Annotated in this window: 16 protein-coding genes, 2 tRNA genes and 9 pseudogenes; 19 read left to right on the top strand and 8 right to left on the bottom strand. The window is 36.9% G+C overall.

Features of this window, described 5'->3' with window-relative positions:
- Positions 1 to 3 precede the first annotated feature (3 nt).
- Positions 4 to 1,047, top strand: coding sequence for an NAD(P)H-dependent flavin oxidoreductase (locus ABWU71_RS05010; RefSeq protein WP_353284180.1), 1,044 nt, complete (start codon positions 4 to 6; stop codon positions 1,045 to 1,047).
- A gap of 149 nt (positions 1,048 to 1,196) precedes the next feature.
- Here ABWU71_RS05010 and ABWU71_RS05005 read toward each other — a convergent pair.
- A pseudogene (locus tag ABWU71_RS05005) lies at positions 1,197 to 1,520 on the bottom strand (transposase); the annotation flags it as partial.
- Positions 1,521 to 1,581: 61 nt separating this feature from the next.
- On the opposite strand from ABWU71_RS05005, the pseudogene ABWU71_RS05000 reads away from it, so the two are divergent.
- The 3 genes and pseudogenes from ABWU71_RS05000 to ABWU71_RS04990 form a co-directional block, all read left to right on the top strand.
- A pseudogene (locus ABWU71_RS05000) lies at positions 1,582 to 2,053 on the top strand (IS5 family transposase); the annotation flags it as partial.
- A gap of 62 nt (positions 2,054 to 2,115) precedes the next feature.
- Positions 2,116 to 2,975 (top strand): IS630 family transposase gene (locus ABWU71_RS04995; protein WP_353284129.1). Its coding sequence is split into 2 segments (ribosomal slippage): positions 2,116 to 2,440 and positions 2,440 to 2,975, totalling 861 coding nucleotides; the frame shifts between segments, so codons are not numbered across the junction.
- A gap of 27 nt (positions 2,976 to 3,002) precedes the next feature.
- Positions 3,003 to 3,326 (top strand): annotated as a pseudogene (locus tag ABWU71_RS04990) (transposase); the annotation flags it as partial.
- Between the two features lie 39 nt (positions 3,327 to 3,365).
- Here ABWU71_RS04990 and ABWU71_RS04985 read toward each other — a convergent pair.
- Positions 3,366 to 3,931: pseudogene (locus tag ABWU71_RS04985) on the bottom strand (IS630 family transposase); the annotation flags it as partial.
- 55 nt (positions 3,932 to 3,986) lie between these two features.
- Here ABWU71_RS04985 and ABWU71_RS04980 point away from each other — a divergent pair.
- Positions 3,987 to 4,457: pseudogene (locus ABWU71_RS04980) on the top strand (IS5 family transposase); the annotation flags it as partial.
- A gap of 28 nt (positions 4,458 to 4,485) precedes the next feature.
- On the opposite strand, the gene ABWU71_RS04975 reads toward ABWU71_RS04980, so the two are convergent.
- A protein-coding gene (locus ABWU71_RS04975) for an IS630 family transposase (protein WP_353284179.1) occupies positions 4,486 to 5,345 on the bottom strand; the annotation gives its coding sequence in 2 pieces (ribosomal slippage) (positions 4,486 to 5,021 and positions 5,021 to 5,345; 861 coding nt in all).
- 61 nt (positions 5,346 to 5,406) lie between these two features.
- On the opposite strand from ABWU71_RS04975, the pseudogene ABWU71_RS04970 reads away from it, so the two are divergent.
- Positions 5,407 to 5,730, top strand: a pseudogene (locus tag ABWU71_RS04970) (transposase); the annotation flags it as partial.
- A gap of 6 nt (positions 5,731 to 5,736) precedes the next feature.
- On the opposite strand, the pseudogene ABWU71_RS04965 reads toward ABWU71_RS04970, so the two are convergent.
- Positions 5,737 to 6,042: pseudogene (locus ABWU71_RS04965) on the bottom strand (IS630 transposase-related protein); the annotation flags it as partial.
- 95 nt (positions 6,043 to 6,137) lie between these two features.
- Here ABWU71_RS04965 and ABWU71_RS04960 point away from each other — a divergent pair.
- Positions 6,138 to 6,930 (top strand): IS5 family transposase gene (locus ABWU71_RS04960; protein WP_353284178.1). Its coding sequence is split into 2 segments (ribosomal slippage): positions 6,138 to 6,401 and positions 6,403 to 6,930, totalling 792 coding nucleotides; the frame shifts between segments, so codons are not numbered across the junction.
- 517 nt (positions 6,931 to 7,447) lie between these two features.
- Here the strand turns inward: ABWU71_RS04960 and ABWU71_RS04955 are convergent.
- On the bottom strand, positions 7,448 to 7,747 hold the full coding sequence (locus ABWU71_RS04955; RefSeq protein ID WP_353284177.1) for an ETC complex I subunit: 300 nt from the start codon (positions 7,745 to 7,747) through the stop codon (positions 7,448 to 7,450).
- Positions 7,748 to 7,892: 145 nt separating this feature from the next.
- On the opposite strand from ABWU71_RS04955, the gene ABWU71_RS04950 reads away from it, so the two are divergent.
- From ABWU71_RS04950 to ABWU71_RS04940, 3 genes and pseudogenes are all read left to right on the top strand, one after another.
- Positions 7,893 to 8,504 carry a 50S ribosomal protein L25/general stress protein Ctc gene (locus ABWU71_RS04950; RefSeq protein WP_010962412.1) on the top strand — a complete coding sequence of 204 codons (612 nt, stop codon included), beginning with the start codon at positions 7,893 to 7,895 and terminating at the stop codon, positions 8,502 to 8,504.
- Positions 8,504 to 9,052, top strand: a complete 549-nt coding sequence (gene pth / locus ABWU71_RS04945; protein ID WP_353284176.1) for an aminoacyl-tRNA hydrolase — start codon at positions 8,504 to 8,506, stop codon at positions 9,050 to 9,052. Before ABWU71_RS04950 ends, pth begins: the two co-directional genes overlap by 1 nt.
- Positions 9,053 to 9,187: 135 nt before the next feature.
- Positions 9,188 to 9,538 (top strand): annotated as a pseudogene (locus ABWU71_RS04940) (IS4 family transposase); the annotation flags it as partial.
- Between the two features lie 28 nt (positions 9,539 to 9,566).
- Here the strand turns inward: ABWU71_RS04940 and ABWU71_RS04935 are convergent.
- Positions 9,567 to 10,426 (bottom strand): IS630 family transposase gene (locus ABWU71_RS04935; protein ID WP_353284076.1). Its coding sequence is split into 2 segments (ribosomal slippage): positions 9,567 to 10,102 and positions 10,102 to 10,426, totalling 861 coding nucleotides; the frame shifts between segments, so codons are not numbered across the junction.
- A 61-nt stretch (positions 10,427 to 10,487) separates the two neighbouring features.
- On the opposite strand from ABWU71_RS04935, the pseudogene ABWU71_RS04930 reads away from it, so the two are divergent.
- Positions 10,488 to 11,063, top strand: a pseudogene (locus ABWU71_RS04930) (transposase); the annotation flags it as partial.
- Positions 11,064 to 11,125: 62 nt separating this feature from the next.
- Positions 11,126 to 11,985 (top strand): IS630 family transposase gene (locus ABWU71_RS04925; RefSeq protein ID WP_353284175.1). Its coding sequence is split into 2 segments (ribosomal slippage): positions 11,126 to 11,450 and positions 11,450 to 11,985, totalling 861 coding nucleotides; the frame shifts between segments, so codons are not numbered across the junction.
- Between the two features lie 77 nt (positions 11,986 to 12,062).
- Here ABWU71_RS04925 and ABWU71_RS04920 read toward each other — a convergent pair.
- A protein-coding gene (locus tag ABWU71_RS04920) for an IS5 family transposase (RefSeq protein WP_265023453.1) occupies positions 12,063 to 12,855 on the bottom strand; the annotation gives its coding sequence in 2 pieces (ribosomal slippage) (positions 12,063 to 12,590 and positions 12,592 to 12,855; 792 coding nt in all).
- 245 nt (positions 12,856 to 13,100) lie between these two features.
- Here ABWU71_RS04920 and glpX point away from each other — a divergent pair.
- Positions 13,101 to 14,009: a class II fructose-bisphosphatase gene (gene glpX, locus ABWU71_RS04915; RefSeq protein ID WP_353284905.1), complete on the top strand. Its 909-nt coding sequence runs from the start codon at positions 13,101 to 13,103 to the stop codon at positions 14,007 to 14,009.
- Between the two features lie 91 nt (positions 14,010 to 14,100).
- Positions 14,101 to 15,096, top strand: a complete 996-nt coding sequence (locus ABWU71_RS04910; protein WP_353284174.1) for a hypothetical protein — start codon at positions 14,101 to 14,103, stop codon at positions 15,094 to 15,096.
- Between the two features lie 519 nt (positions 15,097 to 15,615).
- Here the strand turns inward: ABWU71_RS04910 and ABWU71_RS04900 are convergent.
- The gene (locus ABWU71_RS04900) at positions 15,616 to 16,101 is read right to left on the bottom strand and encodes a hypothetical protein (RefSeq protein ID WP_353284173.1); all 486 of its coding nucleotides are present in this window, start codon (positions 16,099 to 16,101) and stop codon (positions 15,616 to 15,618) included.
- 204 nt (positions 16,102 to 16,305) lie between these two features.
- Here ABWU71_RS04900 and carA point away from each other — a divergent pair, with 204 nt between their 5' ends.
- The 5 genes from carA to rpsJ all read left to right on the top strand — a co-directional run bounded on the left by carA (position 16,306) and on the right by rpsJ (position 19,254).
- Complete coding sequence (gene carA, locus ABWU71_RS04895; RefSeq protein ID WP_353284172.1) at positions 16,306 to 17,397, top strand: glutamine-hydrolyzing carbamoyl-phosphate synthase small subunit; 1,092 nt, start codon at positions 16,306 to 16,308, stop codon at positions 17,395 to 17,397.
- Between the two features lie 114 nt (positions 17,398 to 17,511).
- Positions 17,512 to 17,594: transfer RNA gene (locus tag ABWU71_RS04890), tRNA-Tyr, on the top strand.
- A 4-nt stretch (positions 17,595 to 17,598) separates the two neighbouring features.
- A tRNA-Gly gene (locus ABWU71_RS04885) sits at positions 17,599 to 17,669 on the top strand.
- Between the two features lie 77 nt (positions 17,670 to 17,746).
- Positions 17,747 to 18,919: an elongation factor Tu gene (gene tuf / locus ABWU71_RS04880; protein WP_353284171.1), complete on the top strand. Its 1,173-nt coding sequence runs from the start codon at positions 17,747 to 17,749 to the stop codon at positions 18,917 to 18,919.
- A 14-nt stretch (positions 18,920 to 18,933) separates the two neighbouring features.
- Complete coding sequence (gene rpsJ, locus ABWU71_RS04875) at positions 18,934 to 19,254, top strand: 30S ribosomal protein S10 (RefSeq protein ID WP_012673184.1); 321 nt, start codon at positions 18,934 to 18,936, stop codon at positions 19,252 to 19,254.
- Positions 19,255 to 19,257: the final 3 nt, after the last annotated feature.

Below are 19,257 nucleotides of genomic sequence, written 5' to 3'. Positions count from 1 at the left end.
TATATGTTAAGTAGCCTCTGGAAAAAAGGAACAGATTTTCTTGGTAGTGAGTTTGCTATAATGGGTGGTGCTATGAGCTGGGTTTCAGAGAGAAATTTGGTTTCAGCAATCTCAAACGCTGGCGGTTTTGGTGTGATTGCATGCGGTGCAATGTTTCCAGACTTGCTAAAAAAAGAAATCATAGGGACGCAGCAATTAACTAACAAGCCATTTGGTGTAAACCTAATTACTATGCACCCAAAGTTGAGTGAGTTGATAGATGTGTGCATTGAAACAAAAGTAAGCCATATAGTGCTTGCCGGTGGACTACCAACAAAGCCTAATATAGAAAAAATCAAGGGTGCGGGCATTAAAGTTATGTGCTTTGCACCAGCATTAAGCCTTGCGAAAAGGTTAGTAAAAATGGGAGTAGATGCGTTAATAATAGAGGGAATGGAAGCAGGCGGGCACATAGGGCCAGTTAGCACTTCTGTTCTCGCACAAGAGATATTGCCTCATTTTAAAGATGAACAAATACCAGTGTTTGTCGCAGGTGGAATAGGCAGAGGTGAAATGATAGTTAATTACTTAGAAATGGGGGCAAGTGGCTGTCAAATAGGTACATTATTTGTCTGCACTAACGAGTCAATTGCCCACAAAAATTTTAAGGAAGTGTTTATTAAATCGGCCGCACGTAATGCAGTGTCTTCTATGCAGATAAGTGCTGATTTTCCTGTAATTCCTGTAAGAGCCATAGCCAACAAAGCAAGCGATGACTTCATGAGGCGTCAAAAAGAAGTTATTGATGAATATCAAAAGGGACAGATCTCAAAAGAAGATGGGCAGCTTGAAATAGAAAGGTTCTGGGCTGGAGCTTTAAGAAGAGCAGTGATTGAAGGAGATGTTGAAACTGGATCTCTGATGGCTGGCCAAAGTGTTGGCATGGTTGATAGGGAAAAGCCTGTAAAAGAAGTAGTGGATATGTTAGTTCAACAGGCAAGCAATCATATTGAACGCAAATCTGTAGAAGTAGAAAACCCAGTAATTAGAAAGCAAATGGTTAAGTGACCTTCCAATAAGCAAGTTGCCATAATTATCCATAATATGGCATAATTGTCCAGTTTTAATGTAAAATTAACGCTAAAGAGGTATCTATACATTTTATTATGTATGGAGGAGTGCTATGCCAAGTCCTTTTAAAAAACCTAAGAGCCTGTTCATAATCTTTTCAGAAGTAAGGCAGTGAAAGCCAGAACGACCATTTGTAGGCTAGTATTGAGTTTTCGCTCACAATTTTTCCACAATCTTCTACATTTTTCTAACCAAGCAAAAGATCGCTCCACAACCCATCTTTTGGGCAATACAACAAAGGAATGTAATTCATTTCTTTTTATCACTTCAACGGTTGCACCAATAATCGTTTTTATTTGAGTTGCAAAATTCTCTCCAGTATAGCCTGCATCAACCAGTACATTTTTAACTCCCGAGAGGTTTTCTTTTGCATTTTCGACCATTCTCACAGCACTGCTACGGTCAGTTAGAACCTGTACATGATCTCAAGAAAGGAATAAACTAAGAGATAATATATATAAGTTAGGATATATGAGGAGTTTATACCCAAGTGATATAAGTCGGGAAAGATTTGAGATTATGTTACCAGATCTAGAGTCCTGTAGGAAAAAAACAAAACCAAGAAAACTTGATTTGTATGATGTATTTTGTGGAGTGTTATACGTTCTGAAAAGAGGTTGTCAGTGGAGAATGCTACCAAAAGAGTTTCCAAAATGGCGCAATTGTTACGACTATTTTAAGAAGTGGAGTGAAAAACCAGATGCAGATAAAGAAAGTGTTCTGGAGCTGGTGTTAAAAAAAAATAGTTGGCGTGGTCCGACAAAACAATGGTCGGAAAGAAAAAAACAGCTTCTGCATAATTGATGCACAGAGTGTAAAAAATGCAGATACTGCTGAAGAAAAAGGCTATGATGCAGGCAAAAAGATTTCAGGAATAAAACGCCATATTGCAGTAGATACGCAAGGTTTGCCCCATGCAATTTATATAACAACAGCAGAGATATAGCTCTTTTCATAGAAGTCCGGATGTGATAAGATAAGGATAGACGATGATAAGGAGGTTGAGTGCCAGCAGCATATAGTTATGACTTAAGGAAAAAAGCAATGGAAGCGCTAGAGGAGGGAGGAAGCAGAGAAGCAGTGGCAGCAAGATTTAAAATTGGACGAACTACTTTATGGGAGTGGCAGCAAAGAAGAAAAGAAACAGGAGACTTTCAATCAAAAAAACTTGGAAATGGAGGTTACAATCACAAAATTACCGACTGGGATGCCTTTGCTAAATTTGCCAGAGAAAACGGAGGAAAGACTCTGTCGGAAATGGCTAAACTTTGGGGCAACGTTAGTATCCAAACGATCCACCGAGCTCTCAGAAAAATTGGATTTACGCGCAAAAAAAGACATATGGATACAAGGAAAGAAACGAAGAAAAACGTGCTGAATTCTTAAAAATTATAGCAACAAAAGAACCAGAAAACTTAGTTTATATAGATGAGTCTGGCATTGATAACACAGAGGACTATCCATATGGGTATTGCCAGAAAGGACAGCGGTTTTATGGCCTAAAATCTGGAAAGAAAACTCAACGAATCAGTATGGTTGCAGCCTTAAGTAGAAGAAAGATAGTTGCTCCATTAACCTTTGAAGGCCACTGTAATATGGATGTTTTTAATGGATGGTTTGAGCAATTTTTGACACCGATCTTGGAACCTGGACAGACTGTCATTCTTGACAATGCTACTTTTCATAAGTCTGGTAAGATTATCGAGCTTGCTAGAGGAGTTGGTGCAGAAATTTTGTATCTGCCGCCGTATTCTCCAGATTTCAACAAAATTGAGCATCATTGGTTTGCTATAAAAAACAGAGCTAGGAAAAACATTCCTCTATTCGAATCCTTTCGTCGTGCTGTTGATTCTGCCTTCCTATGACCTGTTCGGACTATTATGAGAAATGCTATAACTGACCGTAGCAGTGCTGTGAGAATGGTCGAAAATGCAAAAGAAAACCTCTCGGGAGTTAAAAATGTACTGGTTGATGCAGGCTATACTGGAGAGAATTTTGCAACTCAAATAAAAACGATTATTGGTGCAACCGTTGAAGTGATAAAAAGAAATGAATTACATTCCTTTGTTGTATTGCCCAAAAGATGGGTTGTGGAGCGATCTTTTGCTTGGTTAGAAAAATGTAGAAGATTGTGGAAAAATTGTGAGCGAAAACTCAATACTAGCCTACAAATGGTCGTTCTGGCTTTCACTGCCTTACTTCTGAAAAGATTATGAACAGGCTCTTATAGCATTTCTCATAATAGTCCGAACAGGTCATAGGAAGGCAGAATCAACAGCACGACGAAAGGATTCGAATAGAGGAATGTTTTTCCTAGCTCTGTTTTTTATAGCAAACCAATGATGCTCAATTTTGTTGAAATCTGGAGAATACGGCGGCAGATACAAAATTTCTGCACCAACTCCTCTAGCAAGCTCGATAATCTTACCAGACTTATGAAAAGTAGCATTGTCAAGAATGACAGTCTGTCCAGGTTCCAAGATCGGTGTCAAAAATTGCTCAAACCATCCATTAAAAACATCCATATTACAGTGGCCTTCAAAGGTTAATGGAGCAACTATCTTTCTTCTACTTAAGGCTGCAACCATACTGATTCGTTGAGTTTTCTTTCCAGATTTTAGGCCATAAAACCGCTGTCCTTTCTGGCAATACCCATATGGATAGTCCTCTGTGTTATCAATGCCAGACTCATCTATATAAACTAAGTTTTCTGGTTCTTTTGTTGCTATAATTTTTAAGAATTCAGCACGTTTTTCTTCGTTTCTTTCCTTGTATCCATATGTCTTTTTTTGCGCGTAAATCCAATTTTTCTGAGAACCTGTACATGATCTCAAGAAAGGAATAAACTAAGAGATAATATATATAAGTTAGGATATATGAGGAGTTTATACCCAAGTGATATAAGTCGGGAAAGATTTGAGATTATGTTACCAGATCTAGAGTCCTGTAGAAAAAAACAAAACCAAGGAAACTTGATTTGTATGATGTATTTTGTGGAGTGTTATACGTTCTGAAAAGCGGTTGTCAGTGGAGAATGCTACCAAAAGAGTTTCTAAAATGGCGCAATTGTTACGACTATTTTAAGAAGTGGAGTGAAAAACCAGATGCAGATAAAGAAAGTGTTCTGGAGCTGGTGTTAAAAAAAAATAGTTGGCGTGGTCCGACAAAACAATGGTCGGAAAGAAAAAACCAGCTTCTGCATAATTGATGCACAGAGTGTAAAAAATGCAGATACTGCTGAAGAAAAAGGCTATGATGCAGGCAAAAAGATTTCAGGAATAAAACGCCATATTGCAGTAGATACTCAAGGTTTGCCCCATGCAATTTATATAACAACAGCAGAGATATAGCATTTCTCATAATAGTCCGAACAGGTCATAGGAAGGCAGAATCAACAGCACGACGAAAGGATTCGAATAGAGGAATGTTTTTCCTAGCTCTGTTTTTTATAGCAAACCAATGATGCTCAATTTTGTTGAAATCTGGAGAATACGGCGGCAGATACAAAATTTCTGCACCAACTCCTCTAGCAAGCTCGATAATCTTACCAGACTTATGAAAAGTAGCATTGTCAAGAATGACAGTCTGTCCAGGTTCCAAGATCGGTGTCAAAAATTGCTCAAACCATCCATTAAAAACATCCATATTACAGTGGCCTTCAAAGGTTAATGGAGCAACTATCTTTCTTCTACTTAAGGCTGCAACCATACTGATTCGTTGAGTTTTCTTCCCAGATTTTAGGCCATAAAACCGCTGTCCTTTCTGGCAATACCCATATGGATAGTCCTCTGTGTTATCAATGCCAGACTCATCTATATAAACTAAGTTTTCTGGTTCTTTTGTTGCTATAATTTTTAAGAATTCAGCACGTTTTTCTTTGTTTCTTTCCTTGTATCCATATGTCTTTTTTTGCGCGTAAATCCAATTTTTCTGAGAGCTCGGTGGATCGTTTGGATACTAACGTTGCCCCAAAGTTTAGCCATTTCCGACAGAGTCTTTCCTCCGTTTTCTCTGGCAAATTTAGCAAAGGCATCCCAGTCGGTGATTTTGTGATTGTAACCTCCATTTCCAAGTTTTTTTGATTGAAAGTCTCCTGTTTCTTTTCTTCTTTGCTGCCACTCCCATAAAGTAGTTCGTCCAATTTTAAATCTTGCTGCCACTGTTTCTCTGCTTCCTCCCTCCTCTAGCGCTTCCATTGCTTTTTTCCTTAAGTCATAACTATATGCTGCTGGCACTCAACCTCCTTATCATCGTCTATCCTTATCTCATCACATCCGGACTTCTATGAAAAGAGCTATAACTGACCGTAGCAGTGCTGTGAGAATGGTCGAAAATGCAAAAGAAAACCTCTCGGGAGTTAAAAATGTACTGGTTGATGCAGGCTATACTGGAGAGAATTTTGCAACTCAAATAAAAACGATTATTGGTGCAACCGTTGAAGTGATAAAAAGAAATGAATTACATTCCTTTGTTGTATTGCCCAAAAGATGGGTTGTGGAGCGATCTTTTGCTTGGTTAGAAAAATGTAGAAGATTGTGGAAAAATTGTGAGCGAAAACTCAATACTAGCCTACAAATGGTCGTTCTGGCTTTCACTGCCTTACTTCTGAAAAGATTATGAACAGGCTCTGAGAGCTCGGTGGATCGTTTGGATACTAACGTTGCCCCAAAGTTTAGCCATTTCCGACAGAGTCTTTCCTCCGTTTTCTCTGGCAAATTTAGCAAAGGCATCCCAGTCGGTGATTTTGTGATTGTAACCTCCATTTCCAAGTTTTTTTGATTGAAAGTCTCCTGTTTCTTTTCTTCTTTGCTGCCACTCCCATAAAGTAGTTCGTCCAATTTTAAATCTTGCTGCCACTGTTTCTCTGCTTCCTCCCTCCTCTAGCGCTTCCATTGCTTTTTTCCTTAAGTCATAACTATATGCTGCTGGCACTCAACCTCCTTATCATCGTCTATCCTTATCTTAGAACCTGTACATGATCTCAAGAAAGGAATAAACTAAGAGATAATATATATAAGTTAGGATATATGAGGAGTTTATACCCAAGTGATATAAGTCGGGAAAGATTTGAGATTATGTTACCAGATCTAGAGTCCTGTAGAAAAAAAACAAAACCAAGGAAACTTGATTTGTATGATGTATTTTGTGGAGTGTTATACGTTCTGAAAAGCGGTTGTCAGTGGAGAATGCTACCAAAAGAGTTTCCAAAATGGCGCAATTGTTACGACTATTTTAAGAAGTGGAGTGAAAAACCAGATGCAGATAAAGAAAGTGTTCTGGAGCTGGTGTTAAAAAAAAATAGTTGGCGTGGTCCGACAAAACAATGTTCGGAAAGAAAAAACCAGCTTCTGCATAATTGATGCACAGAGTGTAAAAAATGCAGATACTGCTGAAGAAAAAGGCTATGATGCAGGCAAAAAGATTTCAGGAATAAAACGCCATATTGCAGTAGATACGCAAGGTTTGCCCCATGCAATTTATATAACAACAGCAGAGATAACTGACCGTAGCAGTGCTGTGAGAATGGTCGAAAATGCAAAAGAAAACCTCTCGGGAGTTAAAAATGTACTGGTTGATGCAGGCTATACTGGAGAGAATTTTGCAACTCAAATAAAAACGATTATTGGTGCAACCGTTGAAGTGATAAAAAGAAATGAATTACATTCCTTTGTTGTATTGCCCAAAAGATGGGTTGTGGAGCGATCTTTTGCTTGGTTAGAAAAATGTAGAAGATTGTGGAAAAATTGTGAGCGAAAACTCAATACTAGCCTACAAATGGTCGTTCTGGCTTTCACTGCCTTACTTCTGAAAAGATTATGAACAGGCTCTTATCACATCCGGACTTCTATGAAAAGAGCTATACAAGCAGAATGGAGCTATTTGAATAATCCAAAAAGACTTGCAAGCCTTGTAAAGAAATACCTGAAAAATAACTCTTTAATACTGGCTAGCCAGGTTAAAAATCTTGACTCTTTAAATGGCCACAGTGTGTTAGCACAACTTAAAATCCATGATCAACAGTGAGATTAAGTCTTATTTTTTACAGATGAGCACATCACAATAAAACTTACTTTGTATCCGCGCGCGCGCGCGTTCAGGATAGCGGCAAGGTAGTATAACCATAGAGTAAAAGTGAGTTTACAACAAATGGTGTCATCCCAGTGCTTGACGCTGGGATCCAGCCTTTCCATAATCATCAAAAACATTGTATTTTAACGTAAAACAGCTATTTTTATGCTTACCAACTTAATAAAATTCCTGGATCCCAGTGTCTGGGCACTGGGATGACAAAGGAGAGCAGTGTCAGCTACTTGCATAACACCATTTGTTGTGCAACTTACTTTAGTATGAAATTGCTTGCGTAAGATTTTGGCAGCCTCTTAACATTTTTTGGCATTTCAATTATGTATTTAACGTTGCGTTTTTTTGCGTAGAATACTGCTTTTTCGAGAGAATCAAACTTTAATACAATCTGTTTTTTTGGATCTTTTGAGCCAACCCACCCCATTAAAGGTTCAATGTAGTAAGAGCCAGATTCAATTTCCAGGTGCCAGAAATTTGTATTACCTAAACCAGATTGTGTTGCAGTTCTTGTTGGTCTATAAATCCTAAAAACTACTTTATCGTCAATGCCCATAGTTCTTGTTAAATAAGCTTAAATATATATCTAAATAAATCCTTTCACAAACAATTAGTATGAAAGAATGAAGTTTGAAATAAATATTTTTATGTTATATTATTATTAAATTATATTAAAAGGATTAGCTAAATAGGAGTAACCGATGACGCAACAGGAAATAGTAACAATTAATGCAGAGTTACGTGATATAACAAAAACAAAAGCGATGCATTCTCTAAGGAAGAAAGGAAACATCCCTGGAATCATATATGGAAAGGGCCATGATAATGTAAATTTGACATTGTCTGCAAAGGAATTCACGAAGCAATATAAATCAGGCTCTCTTTCTGCACATTTGATAGAGCTGAATATTTCGGGCAAAAAGGAATATGCTCTTGTTCGCGATATCCAATTGCATGTAGTAAAGGATACTGTGCAACATGTTGATTTTCAGTTTGTTGATAAAGGCAGCGAAATTAAAATAGACATACCTCTATCATTTGTGAATGAAAGTAAAGCCCCAGGGATCAAGTTAGGTGGAGTGCTTAATGTTTTGTGTCGTTCTATTGCTGTTAAATGCTCTCCTGATAAAATACCTCAGGTTATTGAAGTTGATTTATCCGGTAAAATGATTGGCCAGTCTATACATATTAATGATGTAAAATTACCAGAAGGTGTTAAGTTTGTAGCTCATGAAGAAGAAAATTTTACCATTGTTACAATTTCTGCTGCCGATAGTGACGTTGAAGAACCTCAAGCAGAAACAGAGGAATAGTGCACCTGATAGTTGGGCTTGGTAACCCTGGTGGTCAATATGAGTTAACTCATCATAATATCGGCTTCGTTGTAGTTGATACAATTTGCAAATATTGGAATTTCCAGTCGTTCTCTAAAAAAGCCGATTATCTAATAACCTCTGGCATAATTAATGATAATAAAATCATGTTAATAAAGCCTTATTCATTTATGAATAATTCAGGCATCCCTGTTGCAAAAATACGAAACTTTTACAAATTATCGCTAGATAATATCGTTGTCATACACGATGACGCTGATTTGGAACTTGGAAGAATAAAAATAAAGAAAGGTGGTAGCTCTGCTGGACATAATGGACTTAAATCCATAGATAGTTTTATTGGCAACGATTATTGGCGCTTGAGATTTGGAGTGGGTAGACCTGAAGATCAAAGAAGCTTAGCAGATTATGTGTTATCAAAATTTTCAAATTTTGATAATGTTACTCCCTTAGTGGAAAAAATAGCAAAAAATATACACTTAATGCTGCAAGGAGATAATACAGCTTTTATCAATTTGATTGTATAATATTACGAAACACAGGGAGTGTTAAATAAACCATACGCGTCAAGTTAAGAAGAAGTGGGTAAAGTTGGTGTAAAGAAAAGAAAAAGAAGATATAAGTTCTCTTCAATTTAACAAACAAAATGGAGAACTTATACAATGAAAAGAATAGTTTGCATCTCAAAAAAGCTCAAAGAATTTTTTAATGAAAAAGCAGATAAAATCTCAGCTACAACAGGATTCATAAAAAGAAAGAGGAAGCTAAAAGGCTCATCGTTCGTAAAAGCCATAGTCTTGGGTAATATAGGGGTTGATAATTGTAGTATAGAGACAATATGTCAATTATTGAATGAAGATTCGATAAATATAACAAAACAAGGTCTGGACTTTAGATTTACCAAGGAAGCAGTGGAATTCATGAAAAGAATGTATAATGAATCTTTAATGTTACTTAAAAATACCTTGCAAGTTGATTGCAGAATCTTGAAGCACTTTAGAAGTGTTAAGTTATAGCATTTCTTATAATAGTCCGAACAGGTCATAGGAAGGCAGAATCAACAGCACGACGAAAGGATTCGAATAGAGGAATGTTTTTCCTAGCTCTGTTTTTTATAGCAAACCAATGATGCTCAATTTTGTTGAAATCTGGAGAATACGGCGGCAGATACAAAATTTCTGCACCAACTCCTCTAGCAAGCTCGATAATCTTACCAGACTTATGAAAAGTAGCATTGTCAAGAATGACAGTCTGTCCAGGTTCCAAGATCGGTGTCAAAAATTGCTCAAACCATCCATTAAAAACATCCATATTACAGTGGCCTTCAAAGGTTAATGGAGCAACTATCTTTCTTCTACTTAAGGCTGCAACCATACTGATTCGTTGAGTTTTCTTTCCAGATTTTAGGCCATAAAACCGCTGTCCTTTCTGGCAATACCCATATGGATAGTCCTCTGTGTTATCAATGCCAGACTCATCTATATAAACTAAGTTTTCTGGTTCTTTTGTTGCTATAATTTTTAAGAATTCAGCACGTTTTTCTTCGTTTCTTTCCTTGTATCCATATGTCTTTTTTTGCGCGTAAATCCAATTTTTCTGAGAGCTCGGTGGATCGTTTGGATACTAACGTTGCCCCAAAGTTTAGCCATTTCCGACAGAGTCTTTCCTCCGTTTTCTCTGGCAAATTTAGCAAAGGCATCCCAGTCGGTAATTTTGTGATTGTAACCTCCATTTCCAAGTTTTTTTGATTGAAAGTCTCCTGTTTCTTTTCTTCTTTGCTGCCACTCCCATAAAGTAGTTCGTCCAATTTTAAATCTTGCTGCCACTGTTTCTCTGCTTCCTCCCTCCTCTAGCGCTTCCATTGCTTTTTTCCTTAAGTCATAACTATATGCTGCTGGCACTCAACCTCCTTATCATCGTCTATCCTTATCTTATCACATCCGGACTTCTATGAAAAGAGCTATATTAGACAGCAGCTATATTAGCTTACCTAACAGTATGGAAGACATGTATAAAGGTTATGGTACCAGCTACAGTGGTTATGAAAGCAATACTAAATCTAGAATAAAGTTACAATTAGTTTTTGACTACCTAAACCAGACATTAGACCAGCTTAATATAACTGAGGGAATAAGGTCAGATCAGGGGTATAGAAGACATTTAAGCAATATATCGAGCAACGATTTACTAATATCTGATTTGGGTTATTTTGTGCCAAGTTCTTTTAAACAAATCAATGAAGCTGGAGCTTGTTTTATAAGTCGTTGATACCAACATATATGGTATAGAAACAAATCAAAAAATAGAGTTATTAGAATGTTTAGAGGATAAATTGTTTCTAGAAAATGAGGTGCTGTTAGGAAAAGAAATAAAAGTTAAAGTGAGAATTATATGTCAAAAGCTAACTGAATATGGCTAGGAGAAGGAAGGCTAATAGATTAGCAAAATCACATATCTTCTAAAAGGAATAAAAAGTTATTGAATTGGTCAATATTTATAACTAATGTTCCAAAGAGTAAAATTAGTGCTGAACAAGTATAGCTCTTTTCATAGAAGTCCGGATGTGATAAGATAAGGATAGACGATGATAAGGAGGTTGAGTGCCAGAAGCATATAGTTATGACTTAAGGAAAAAAGCAATGGAAGCGCTAGAGGAGGGAGGAAGCAGAGAAACAGTGGCAGCAAGATTTAAAATTGGACGAACTACTTTATGGGAGTGGCAGCAAAGAAGAAAAGAAACAGGAGACTTTCAATCAAAAAAACTTGGAAATGGAGGTTACAATCACAAAATCACCGACTGGGATGCCTTTGCTAAATTTGCCAGAGAAAACGGAGGAAAGACTCTGTCGGAAATGGCTAAACTTTGGGGCAACGTTAGTATCCAAACGATCCACCGAGCTCTCAGAAAAATTGGATTTACGCGCAAAAAAAGACATATGGATACAAGGAAAGAAACGAAGAAAAACGTGCTGAATTCTTAAAAATTATAGCAACAAAAGAACCAGAAAACTTAGTTTATATAGATGAGTCTGGCATTGATAACACAGAGGACTATCCATATGGGTATTGCCAGAAAGGACAGCGGTTTTATGGCCTAAAATCTGGAAAGAAAACTCAACGAATCAGTATGGTTGCAGCCTTAAGTAGAAGAAAGATAGTTGCTCCATTAACCTTTGAAGGCCACTGTAATATGGATGTTTTTAATGGATGGTTTGAGCAATTTTTGACACCGATCTTGGAACCTGGACAGACTGTCATTCTTGACAATGCTACTTTTCATAAGTCTGGTAAGATTATCGAGCTTGCTAGAGGAGTTGGTGCAGAAATTTTGTATCTGCCGCCGTATTCTCCAGATTTCAACAAAATTGAGCATCATTGGTTTGCTATAAAAAACAGAGCTAGGAAAAACATTCCTCTATTCGAATCCTTTCGTCGTGCTGTTGATTCTGCCTTCTTATGACCTGTTCGGACTATTATGAGAAATGCTATACCTTATACTATCTTCTGGTATACTTGTCATATGATCTAAGAGCCTGTTCATAATCTTTTCAGAAGTAAGGCAGTGAAAGCCAGAACGACCATTTGTAGGCTAGTATTGAGTTTTCGCTCACAATTTTTCCACAATCTTCTACATTTTTCTAACCAAGCAAAAGATCGCTCCACAACCCATCTTTTGGGCAATACAACAAAGGAATGTAATTCATTTCTTTTTATCACTTCAACGGTTGCACCAATAATCGTTTTTATTTGAGTTGCAAAATTCTCTCCAGTATAGCCTGCATCAACCAGTACATTTTTAACTCCCGAGAGGTTTTCTTTTGCATTTTCGACCATTCTCACAGCACTGCTACGGTCAGTTATCTCTGCTGTTGTTATATAAATTGCATGGGGCAAACCTTGCGTATCTACTGCAATATGGCGTTTTATTCCTGAAATCTTTTTGCCTGCATCATAGCCTTTTTCTTCAGCAGTATCTGCATTTTTTACACTCTGTGCATCAATTATGCAGAAGCTGGTTTTTTCTTTCCGACCATTGTTTTGTCGGACCACGCCAACTATTTTTTTTTAACACCAGCTCCAGAACACTTTCTTTATCTGCATCTGGTTTTTCACTCCACTTCTTAAAATAGTCGTAACAATTGCGCCATTTTGGAAACTCTTTTGGTAGCATTCTCCACTGACAACCGCTTTTCAGAACGTATAACACTCCACAAAATACATCATACAAATCAAGTTTTCTTGGTTTTGTTTTTTTTCTACAGGACTCTAGATCTGGTAACATAATCTCAAATCTTTCCCGACTTATATCACTTGGGTATAAACTCCTCATATATCCTAACTTATATATATTATCTCTTAGTTTATTCCTTTCTTGAGATCATGTACAGGTTCTTAGCAGTTATATCAGGATTTTGAGTTACAATTTCCTTTATCTCTTCATAAATCATGTTAAATTTTACCATTATTACTATCTAATTTATTATAGCAACTTTCCCATAACCAGTCAAGACATCTTGCAGTTTCAAGTGGCATGATATATATTGAATGCTTTATTTATGGTTCTTAAAGCAAATGATGGAAGATTTAGCCTGTAAATTAGTTAAAGTGACCGAAGCTGCTGCGCTTGCTGCGTATAAATTAGCAGGCTTCGGCGATGAAAAAAAGGCTGATCAGGTTGCAGTTGATGCAATGCGAACAGTGTTAAATTCTATGGAAATAAATGGTACTATCGTAATTGGTGAAGGTGAGAGAGATTCAGCACCAATGCTGTATATTGGCGAGAAGGTTGGCACTGGAAATGGTCCTGAAATTGACATTGCTGTTGACCCACTTGAGGGTACCACAATTTGTGCTCACTACAAACAGGGGGCAATGTCCGTTCTTGCTGCAACGAAAAAAGGTAATTTTTTACATGCACCTGATGTTTATATGGAAAAGATAGCAGTAGGGAAAAATCTCCCAGAGGGTGTGGTCTCACTAAAAAATAGCATTGAAAAGAATCTAGACAATTTAGCCAAGGCAAAAAAATGCAAAGTGAATGATCTCGTGGTAACTGTACTTAAACGTGAAAGGCATGATGAATTAATAGAGAAAATCAGGAAATTAGGAGCAAAAATTAAACTAATAGATGATGGTGATGTTGCGGCTGTAGTTTCACTAGTAAATGGCAATCATGATATGTATATCGGTATAGGAGGAGCACCAGAGGGAGTGCTTGCGGCTGCAGCACTAAGCTCAATAGGTGGGCAGATGGAAGGAAGATTAATATTTGACACGGATCAGTTAAAAGAAAGAGCAAAAAATTTGAATATTGATGACCTAGAAAAAGTCTACACCGTAAAAGATATGGCAAGAGGTGAATCAGTGTTCATTGCAACTGGAGTAACAAGCGGAGAACTTGTGGATGGAGTTGATAACATATGTTCAACTAGTTCTTTAATAATTCTACCTAACAAGCTGATAAAGGTGCAAGTTGTAAGTTAGGTTAATTATTTTTCAATACAACTAAATTTTAGCTTTATAAAATACTAATACTAAAATATATTATTTTTATCTAAAAATTAAAGGGGGTATAATGTTAGATTCATCACAGAATATTTCGCAAGAAAAATTAATTGTACAAGAAGTTTCTCAAGATAAGCATGGATTTGATGATGATCCCGAAGTACAAATGATATTAGATGTTATAAATAAAGATAAAAAGGCAAATCTGTTTAATGAAATAGCAAAATATTATAGAGAAAATAAAGATATTTTCCTTTTTACTGCTATGCTACAAGACAAAGAACGGCTAAAAAAGATAATTGATATAATAGATAAGGAATGTAGTGTTCAAGCTAAAGAGCAATTCGTAAGAGGAATGAATAGTTATTTGGATGGAATTAGCGTAGGAGAGCATGATGCAAAAGAATTTTTAAATAAGGAATTTTTAAATAGTGATCTAGTTGCTCTATTTAATGGACCTCCAGCACCGTATCAAGGACAAGTTCGCAATATCCATAGAAATCTTAATATCAACGTTATTAAACTTGGGCAGGCTTTAAAAACCAGCAGTTTTTTCAGTAGAAAAATTAAAAGAATGGAAGAAGAGAAAAGTGAAATAAAAATCGTAAACATACACAGCAATGGTAAAAAGATAGTAAAAATTGAGAAAAATGAGAAACAACAGAGGAACTACTCCTTTACAGAATTTGCAATATGTGACATCGAAATTAGTTGGGGTGCAAAAGATGAATCTGGAAAAGACCTTAACTGCGCTGTTGTTTTAAATATAAATTCTGGTCAAATTAGTATTAAAAAATCAACTATTGACGGTAAAGATGTTGAATCAAAGGAAATTTTAGAATTAGCTAAGCAAAACGAAGCTGTGCTTATAAAAGGTAAAGCTTTATGTGAAGTTTTAGTAGAACATTTCATTAAGCAAACACCATGTGAGGAAAAGAAGGATACGCAATCGCACGAGAATATCGTTGTACCTGGTTCCGGTGCACCTAGCTCGGCTATTGATGAGGAAATAACTGTAGAGCATCCGTCCGGGAAAGCGGCAAATAAGGTAGACAAAGCAATCTAAAAAGATAATCATAGAGAAAACGTGAGTTTACAACAAATGGTGTCATGAAAGTAGCTGATACATAACTGTACGAACATTTGTTTTCGAAGAAATGTTATAGCAGGTTTTGCCTCAAACACAAAGGTGTCATTCCAGTAGCCTCCCTCCCCTGTCATCCAAGTGCCCAGACACTGGGATCCAGGAAACTTAATTGCAAGCAATGCATTGGGTTTGGTGAGTATGGGTTTTGCGTTATAGAATGAAGCACTTTTGATGAATTTATAAAGAAAACTGGATTCCAGTGTCAAGCACTGGAATGACACTGTCTTGGATGGATCCCAGTGTCTGGGCACTGGGATGAAATCCCCCCTAGTGGATTCAAATCACAATATTCGTATAGTAAGCACTGACCACTTTTGCTTCAATATTTGCGATGCCCCTGAGCAGATACAATTATTCTATTATCAGGAGGATGCCGTTAATCGCCTTGTATGATGCTACTTGTAACACTTATGCCCTGAACGGAGACAGTTTAGGCTGTTATGCCTGGCGGCTTGTTGGAATAAGTTTTTCAACATTGCTAACAATAAAATCAGTTATACCGTCAGCTACCATATCGAATTTATTGTTTATATCTTTTCCTATTTCTTCATTTTTAACATATTCGTGTAGAGCTAAAGCAGTTATAGCTGCACATGCTGCAATTAAGCCAGTTTGTGCTATAATGAGCATTGATAATCCTCCTACGAATATAGATGTTAATCCAATAGCCAGGTTTATAATTTTACTTTGTGTTGTTTGTTGCATCGCTTGGCTTTGATCTGCCTGTTTATCCTCTAAAGCATTCGATATTTTTTTTAAGGCAACTTTTATCGCTATTGCTACAACTGAAACCATAATTAGCCCTATAGCTATTTTTGCTAAAAGAAGAATCAACGGTAGCATCACTACAAATAATAGCGCGCCAATTCCTCCAGCTAACCACTTCTCATTTATTTTTTTTGATTGATTTGTACCAGTGTTCATTATTACCCTCCACTTTACTTATGATTTACCTATATCTAATATAAAATACGGAGATAGTCAACATATTTTATGTAAGGGCGCGTTAAAAATTTTTTCATATTGTTCTTCGCCGCCTCGTGGTTAAATTTGGAGTTTTAGAAAGAGTTACGTATTATTTAAAATTCTTATATAATACTTTAAATGAGTTAAGTAAGAGAGAGTTAAGTGCAGGACGCAGTTTTAATTTTACAAGATGGCAAGTGCTTTTGGGGAAAATCAGTAGGTAAAAAAGGCAAGTGCATAGGCGAGGTCTGTTTTACCACTGGTATGACCGGTTATCAGCATACTATAACTGATCCTTCTTTTGCTGATCAAATTATAACATTTACTTTTCCTCATATTGGTAACATTGGAATAAACCATAAGGATAATGAAGGAGAGAAAATTTTTGCAAGTGGTGTGGTTATGCGTGAACTTTCTTCTATGTACCACCCTTCTTCATATATCAGTTTAAATGATTGGTTAGAGAAAAATAACGTGATTGGGATATCAGGAGTTGATACTAGAGCTTTAACGAGACATTTGAGAGAACATGGATCTCAAAATGGAATGATATGCCCGTCAAGCAAGAAGCATGTGTTGGATGAATTGAAGGAATACAAATCTGTAAGTGGGATAGAAATAACCAATAAAGTTAGCTTGCATAGTAATTTTAAAAGTGACCTTAATGCAAAATATAGGGTTGTAATCGTTGATTTTGGCGTAAAAATCAGTATAGTTTCACGCTTAATAGAGCTTGGTTGTACAGTTGAATTAATCAGACCAAGCACAGGTTTTGCTCAAAAAGTGTTGAGTATGAATCCAGATGGTATAGTGCTTTCAAATGGTCCTGGTGATCCGCAAGAAATAGGAGAAAGTGTAGTTTCAGAAATAGACATTATTATAAAATCTAAAATACCAATTTTTGGCATGTGCATGGGTCATCAATTACTTGCGATTACTTTGGGGGCAAAGACCATCAAGATGGATATTGGTCACCGAGGGAGTAACCATCCAGTTTATGATGTAATTAGTGGAAAAGTTGAGATCACTAGCCAAAATCATGGTTTCGTTGTTGATTCAGCTTCTCTTCCAAGTAATGTTGAAATTACTCACATTTCTCTATTTGATAATAGTGTAGAGGGAATAATGATGAAGGATTACCCAGTCTTTTCTGTGCAATACCATCCAGAAGAAGCGCCAGGTACGCATGATTCGCATTATTTGTTTAAACGTTTTATTGACAATATTGTGTTGTATAAAATGAAATCTGCATGATTTTAATCAAGGTAGGTTTTATTGCTTGATTTTTTAATTTTAGGCGTTTAGTATTAAATACAATAAAAGCTTGAGTTAAGGTACTAAAATAGCGTTCTCTTAACAAATTTTTGTGGAGGAGTGACCGAGTGGTTAAAGGTAACAGACTGTAAATCTGTCCGCGTGGGCGTACGTAGGTTCGAATCCTACCTCCTCCATTGTGCGGGTATAGCTCAATGGTAGAGCTCTAGCCTTCCAAGCTAGTGACGTGGGTTCGATTCCCACTATCCGCTCTTTTTTTGTTGTATTTTTATAAAATCAACATATTATTTATTGATGTATTTGTATCTTAGGTAGAAAAGTTTAAATTATGACAGCAGTAGTGGAAGCATTTGGAAAGCCGCATGTAAATGTGGGAACAATAGGACATGTGGATCATGGGAAGACGACGTTAACAACGGCGATAACGAAGCATTATGGAAATTTTGTAGCGTACGATCAGATAGATAAAGCGCCAGAAGAAAGGAAGAGGGGGATAACGATAGCAACAGCGCATGTTGAGTATCAGACGGAAAAAAGACATTATGCACACGTTGATTGTCCTGGACATGCTGACTATGTAAAGAACATGATAGTAGGTGCAGCACAGATGGATGCGGCGATATTGGTAGTGTCGGGGGTTGATGGGCCAATGCCACAAACGAGAGAGCATATATTGCTGGCGAAGCAGGTGGGTGTTGGATATATCGTGGTGTATATAAATAAAGCTGATGTTGCTGATGCTGATATGATAGATTTAGTAGAAATGGAAGTGAGGGAATTGCTGAGTAAATACGGATTTCCAGGGGATGAAGTACCTGTGATAGTTGGTTCAGCACTCAAGGCGCTGGAGGATGACAGCAGCGAATATGGAAAGAAATCAATAGACAAATTGATGGAAAAGTTAGATGAATATGTAGCGGTTCCACCAAGGCCTGTGGATTTACCATTTTTATTGCCAATCGAAGATGTATTTTCGATATCAGGGCGAGGGACGGTGGTAACAGGAAGAATAGAGAAGGGAGAGATAAAGACGGGAGAAGAGATAGAGATAATAGGTCTGAAGGGGACGCAAAAGACGATATGCACAGGTGTAGAAATGTTTAAGAAGTTGCTGGATAAAGGAAGTGCAGGACTCAATGTAGGAATATTGTTAAGAGGAACAAAAAGAGAAGAAGTGGAGAGAGGGCAAGTATTAGCAAAACCGGGGACGATAACGCCACATAGAAAGTTTAAGGCGGAGGTTTATATATTAAAGAAAGAGGAAGGAGGAAGGCATACACCATTTTTTGCGAATTACCAGCCGCAGTTTTATTTAAGGACAACGGATGTAACTGGGAGCATAAAATTGCTAGATGGGAAGGAGATGGTAATGCCAGGAGATAATGTGAGTGTAGAAGTAGAATTGCAAGTACCGATAGCAATGGATAAGGGATTGCGTTTTGCGATAAGAGAAGGCGGTAGAACTGTTGGTTCTGGTGTTGTTTCTGAAATTTTGGAGTGAGTGCAGTAACTAAGATGAAGCAAGATATATATATTAACATTAAGGCTTTCGATTGTTCTTTATTGGAGGAGTGTGTTCGAAAATTTGTTGATGAATTAAAGCGGTCCAGTGCAAAATTATCTGGTCCGATTGCGTTGCCAAGAAAAGATTCTAAATTTATTGTTAATAGATCTCCTCACGTTGATAAAAAATCTCGTGAACAGTTTGAAATGAGAACTTCTAGGCGTTTGATTGTTTTACATGATCTTACTCCTACTATGATGCAGATGCTTACAGGTTTATCTTTTTCTGCTGGCGTAGAAGTGGATTTAAAAGTCAAGGAAGTTAAGGTTTAGGAG

It is taken from the genome of Wolbachia endosymbiont (group A) of Lasioglossum fulvicorne (assembly GCF_964028605.1).
Classification (GTDB): Bacteria; Pseudomonadota; Alphaproteobacteria; order Rickettsiales; family Anaplasmataceae; genus Wolbachia.
This window is presented reverse-complemented; position numbering and strand designations above follow the sequence as displayed.

What these genes read in the sequence shown, in the direction of transcription:
- ABWU71_RS05010 (WP_353284180.1), top strand. Translation starts at nt 4, where the DNA reads ATGTTAAGTAGCCTCTGGAAAAAAGGAACAGATTTTCTTGGTAGTGAG.
- ABWU71_RS04955 (WP_353284177.1), bottom strand. Translation starts at nt 7,747, where the DNA reads ATGGGCATTGACGATAAAGTAGTTTTTAGGATTTATAGACCAACAAGA.
- ABWU71_RS04950 (WP_010962412.1), top strand. Translation starts at nt 7,893, where the DNA reads ATGACGCAACAGGAAATAGTAACAATTAATGCAGAGTTACGTGATATA.
- glpX (WP_353284905.1), top strand. Translation starts at nt 13,101, where the DNA reads ATGGAAGATTTAGCCTGTAAATTAGTTAAAGTGACCGAAGCTGCTGCG.
- ABWU71_RS04910 (WP_353284174.1), top strand. Translation starts at nt 14,101, where the DNA reads ATGTTAGATTCATCACAGAATATTTCGCAAGAAAAATTAATTGTACAA.
- ABWU71_RS04900 (WP_353284173.1), bottom strand. Translation starts at nt 16,101, where the DNA reads ATGAACACTGGTACAAATCAATCAAAAAAAATAAATGAGAAGTGGTTA.
- tuf (WP_353284171.1), top strand. Translation starts at nt 17,747, where the DNA reads ATGACAGCAGTAGTGGAAGCATTTGGAAAGCCGCATGTAAATGTGGGA.
- rpsJ (WP_012673184.1), top strand. Translation starts at nt 18,934, where the DNA reads ATGAAGCAAGATATATATATTAACATTAAGGCTTTCGATTGTTCTTTA.